This window comes from Bacillus sp. P4_D3 (genome assembly GCF_056401855.1).
Window position 1 is genome coordinate 1 of the sequence record NZ_JBFUIN010000275.1, and the last position, 4,159, is coordinate 4,159.

Here is a 4,159-nt window from a genome sequence, read left to right on the forward strand (position 1 = left end):
CCTTTTTTAGTCATGAAAAATCCCCTCCAAGTAATAGTGTAACATCCATGTATGTGCATGGTCTTTTTACACTGTCTACTTAAAGGGGATAATATCAGTTAGCGTCTTTTTTTATTATATTCCATCTCTATACATCTTATCTTGAAAGTTATCACTCCAAGTATTCTTCTAGTTGCTCTTTTAACTCCTCTTCAATCTCATAGTAAGATTCATCAACAAGTTCCCCTATTTTCTTACTCCCCAATATTCTCGATTGAATTGGCATTCCTAAAAAAACATTTTCGCATTTCCAAATTGGAATGATGTAAAATTCAATCATCTCCTCTTCTTCATCTAATACCGCTATAGAAACTGATGAATAATAGCCCATTTCAAAGGGATTCTCCTTATCTCTTGCAAATTCCATACATAATTTCATATTTTTTTCTATGTATAAATGTGAATACTCTTTACAAAGTTTAAGTGATATTCGCTCTATTTCCTTTTCCATGCATTGAATTTTCTCTTTCAATTCCAATGTAAAATTTTGTTCTTTATACTTCATTTCCGCCTCCTTACACACAGAAAAAGAGAATACAATAACATATTCTCTTTTCTCAAATATATTTCATTATCTCACAGCCCGTCCTTTTACAAATAACCATTTTGCTCGCACCATGTATGAAATTGTCCTACATCTACTCCAACTAACACGATATCCTTTAGCTCTACAGCAATACTTTGTTCCCCAATTACAATAGCAAAGTGGGTTTCTAATTGTTTTTCATTTTTCTTTACAGTTCCAATTCGGTTCCGATGCGGCCCATCTTTTATATATGCTTTTTGTCCTACAATATCAAAGTTCAAGATTCTCACCTCTTTTACTGCGCTCAAATTGGAAATACAATCTCCACCTCGGAAAATTTCCTTTCATTGCACTATTTCTCTATATATATGACGAAACAATAAAAGAGTCCTTCCTTCTTTACAATTATTTTTTCTTTGTTTCATTTTTATGATTAAAACGTAAAGATTATAATAAAATACACTTGGAAGCGCTTTCTACGTAACTTTTTATGTTATAATATAAAAGTAGAACTTCGTAAAGAGGGTTAAAAAATGAATACAAACATGATTAAAAAAGTAATTGAAGCATTAAAAGTATATGGCTTTCAGGATGTATCATTCTGTGAAGAAACGAAGCAATTTTTATTTCATAACGAAACCGATATTATGAGCGGCTATGCAGCAATAACATATAGTAGTCAATTCGAAAAATTTAACGTACAAATTCATCCAATTGAAACGCATCACCAAGCAGAGTTACAAGAGGTTGAAAGACATATACAAGCTTGCATACGAAAAGTAGAGTATTTAAATGCACTTCTTACTGGACAAACAAAGCTAGATGATAAAATTATTATTATGTAAAAAAAAGAACGTGATATCCTCACGTTCTTTTTCTTTATATGTTCATCTTTTCTTTCAATTGTAATCCTGTAATGGATTGTAATACATCCATTACCTCTCCAAAAGTCATATCAAAAATCGTTTTATCTTCTATGTATGGAAACTGTCTAAAACGATTTTCTAACATTTTCACTGCATCCGATGTGAAATTTGCGCTATCAATGCCAAATTCTGTTTCAAGAAGCACGATCCAATCTAACACGTGAAAACCTAATCCATTTACGAATGAAATCAGTTTTTCTTCTGGCTGTGAAGCTAAGAATACGTTTCGCTCCATCTCACTAAAAAGTTCTTCTCCTAAAATTCCTGCTAACTCATCATCATGTTCGCGTTCAATAATCTCTTCATAACCGTAATCATCAACAAGCTCTTCTACTTCTTCACTATCTGCAAAAAGTAATTGACTAAGAATTGCATCTTTCTTAAATTCACTGTTTTGTACAACTTCTAAAAAACTTGTTTCCCATCCATTTTCTAATTTCATATTTATAACTCCTTTATATGCTTTACTTATAATAACTGTGCCCAAAATAGCCTAATGGTAACCTTCACTCTTTTTTTTACAAGAAATATTTCTCGCTACATTCCCACGTCTAACATTCCACTTTATTCAATATATATGAGACAAGCCCCTCAATTTCTCCTTCGAAAATATCAACTTCTCGTAAATGGTAGAATGTAGTTTGCAACTCATTGCCCTTGTGATATATATAAATTTTCTTTTCTAAAGCAATTGCCATCCCTAATTCTGTATGACTTCCATTTCCACCATTTAGTATGAGTAAGAAGACATCAGCTTCTCGAATCGCTTCTTGTTCTTCTTCACCAATCTTTTGCAATTGTTCTCTATTGGTTGCTCTTTCATTTTTCGTCCAATCATATGTATGCTGCCATCCCACTTCTTTCAACTGGCTTGATACGAAACGAACAAGATGTTTATTTTGAAATCCTGAAGCAATATAAAATTTCATTTATATCCACTCCTTCAATATGTATGGGGAAACTCCTTTTTTAGCGTTAATGGGATTTTTCCAAAAAAAATCMCCATCTTTAGAACTTATTTTCGTTTCAATGATGGGGTGCTTCATGGTCTTCTTTTATTTTTTTCTTTTTATAACTTTCATCAGCTAACATTTCTAGTTCAGCTGTTATTTCTGATTTTTCAAGCTCTCGTTCTTGTGAAAATTTCCGTGAAATATAAACAATAACACTACCAACGTACAACACAAAGCATATAATAAGTGCAGTATTTTCATAGAGACTTAGCTCCAACACAGTCACTCCTAATCCATTCGTATTTTCACGCTTAATCAATTGGAATTTCCCTATTAACCATTTGTTATCCCGCATTAACGGGCAGTAAGACCCCCACCTCAAAATTCAGCAAAAACAAAGAAGTTAGATGTGGGATTAACTGCCCGTAAAAGCCCGATTGGTTCAACTAATAATCAGTGGGGGATGCCCCCCCACTGATTAAAGTTTCACTTTATTGTAACATAAAAATATCAATTCTTGGAATCTTTCATCCTACTAAAAAAGACATGATTGTTTAATCATGCCTCTGAAATATGTTGAATGATAGTTTTAATCGCTTCTTTTCCATTATATTTTTTTAATGCTGTTTTATACGTCTCATTATTATGAGATAGCTCTTCTATATGCTTTATAAGCGAGTTCACCGTTACATCCTCTTCGTATAATACCGATGCATACCCTTGTCTTTCAAAGGATTCAGCATTTAAAATTTGATCTCCACGGCTTGCAAATTTCGATAACGGAATTAAAACCATCGGCTTTTGCATTGTTAAAAATTCAAAAATCGCATTGGATCCCGCACGTGAAATGACAAAATCTGTTGCTGCTAATATATCCGGCAACTCTCCATGTACATATTCAAATTGTCTATATCCTTCTGTATTTTGTAAGGATTCATCAAGATTTCCTTTTCCGCAAAGATGCACAATTTGATAATTTTTCAGAAGATCTGGAAGTGCCGACCGAACCGTTTCATTAATTTTCTTTGCTCCTAAACTTCCTCCCATAACAGTAATAACTGATTTCTTACGGGAAAACCCTAGAAACTTTAAACCTTTTTCAAGATTTCCTCTTAGTACGTCTTCACGTACAGGCGATCCTGTATATATTACTTTTTCTTTCGGTAAGTGCTTCGCAGCTTCTTCAAATGTAACAAATATTTTCGAGGCAAAACGGAGCGCAATTTTATTTGCTAGTCCAGGTGTCATATCAGATTCATGTAATAAAACTGGCACCCTATTTAGCCATCCTCCAATTACGACTGGTACGGATACGAAACCACCTTTTGAAAAAATAACATCCGGTTTTAGTTTACGAATTGTTACGTACGCATCCATAACACCCTTCATCACGAGAAAAGGATCTTTTATATTTTTTAAATCAAAATAACGACGTAGCTTCCCGCTTGCAATACTATGATACGGAATTCCTTCTTTTTCTATAATCGTTTTCTCAATCCCTTGATGAGAACCAATATAAGAGATACCCCAGTTCTGCTTTTGTAAATGTGGAATAATTGCTAAATTAGGCGTTACATGCCCTGCCGAACCGCCACCTGTAAAGACTATTTTTTTCATACGTCTCCCCCTTCTACACTATAGTACACTAAAATACCTTGCCTCAGGGTGAGAAAATACCATAGCCGTTACAGACGCTTCTGGCTCCATCATAAATC

General features: G+C 33.7%; 8 protein-coding genes. 1 reads left to right on the plus strand and 7 read right to left on the minus strand.

The window, feature by feature from the left end; all coding sequences use genetic code 11:
• Positions 1 to 151: 151 nt before the first annotated feature.
• Both AC1DTM_RS19160 and AC1DTM_RS19165 read right to left on the minus strand, forming a co-directional pair.
• Entirely contained in the window at positions 152 to 544 is a 393-nt protein-coding gene (locus AC1DTM_RS19160; RefSeq protein WP_016106155.1) for a hypothetical protein, read from the minus strand.
• An 86-nt stretch (positions 545 to 630) separates the two neighbouring features.
• Positions 631 to 846: a DUF3912 family protein gene (locus AC1DTM_RS19165; protein WP_002160480.1), complete on the minus strand. Its 216-nt coding sequence runs from the start codon at positions 844 to 846 to the stop codon at positions 631 to 633.
• A gap of 252 nt (positions 847 to 1,098) precedes the next feature.
• On the opposite strand from AC1DTM_RS19165, the gene AC1DTM_RS19170 reads away from it, so the two are divergent.
• Positions 1,099 to 1,410, plus strand: a complete 312-nt coding sequence (locus AC1DTM_RS19170; RefSeq protein ID WP_002160479.1) for a hypothetical protein — start codon at positions 1,099 to 1,101, stop codon at positions 1,408 to 1,410.
• 34 nt (positions 1,411 to 1,444) lie between these two features.
• Here the strand turns inward: AC1DTM_RS19170 and AC1DTM_RS19175 are convergent, their stop codons facing one another.
• From AC1DTM_RS19175 to AC1DTM_RS19195, 5 genes are all read right to left on the minus strand, one after another.
• Complete coding sequence (locus tag AC1DTM_RS19175; protein ID WP_016106156.1) at positions 1,445 to 1,933, minus strand: hypothetical protein; 489 nt, start codon at positions 1,931 to 1,933, stop codon at positions 1,445 to 1,447.
• A 109-nt stretch (positions 1,934 to 2,042) separates the two neighbouring features.
• A complete protein-coding gene (locus tag AC1DTM_RS19180; protein ID WP_002111842.1) occupies positions 2,043 to 2,420 on the minus strand; it encodes a nucleoside 2-deoxyribosyltransferase in 378 nt (125 codons plus the stop codon).
• Positions 2,421 to 2,517: 97 nt separating this feature from the next.
• Complete coding sequence (locus AC1DTM_RS19185; protein WP_088099555.1) at positions 2,518 to 2,760, minus strand: DUF3966 domain-containing protein; 243 nt, start codon at positions 2,758 to 2,760, stop codon at positions 2,518 to 2,520.
• 242 nt (positions 2,761 to 3,002) lie between these two features.
• Entirely contained in the window at positions 3,003 to 4,061 is a 1,059-nt protein-coding gene (locus AC1DTM_RS19190; protein ID WP_088079372.1) for an undecaprenyldiphospho-muramoylpentapeptide beta-N-acetylglucosaminyltransferase, read from the minus strand.
• 18 nt (positions 4,062 to 4,079) lie between these two features.
• Positions 4,080 to 4,159, minus strand: an 80-nt coding sequence (locus tag AC1DTM_RS19195; protein ID WP_477000665.1) for a vitamin B12 dependent-methionine synthase activation domain-containing protein, incomplete at its 5' end; no start/stop codon positions are given.

Coding starts and splice junctions, on each gene's coding strand:
- AC1DTM_RS19160 (WP_016106155.1), bottom strand. CDS start 544: ATGAAGTATAAAGAACAAAATTTTACATTGGAATTGAAAGAGAAAATT.
- AC1DTM_RS19170 (WP_002160479.1), top strand. CDS start 1,099: ATGAATACAAACATGATTAAAAAAGTAATTGAAGCATTAAAAGTATAT.
- AC1DTM_RS19180 (WP_002111842.1), bottom strand. CDS start 2,420: ATGAAATTTTATATTGCTTCAGGATTTCAAAATAAACATCTTGTTCGT.
- AC1DTM_RS19190 (WP_088079372.1), bottom strand. CDS start 4,061: ATGAAAAAAATAGTCTTTACAGGTGGCGGTTCGGCAGGGCATGTAACG.
- AC1DTM_RS19175 (WP_016106156.1), bottom strand. CDS start 1,933: ATGAAATTAGAAAATGGATGGGAAACAAGTTTTTTAGAAGTTGTACAA.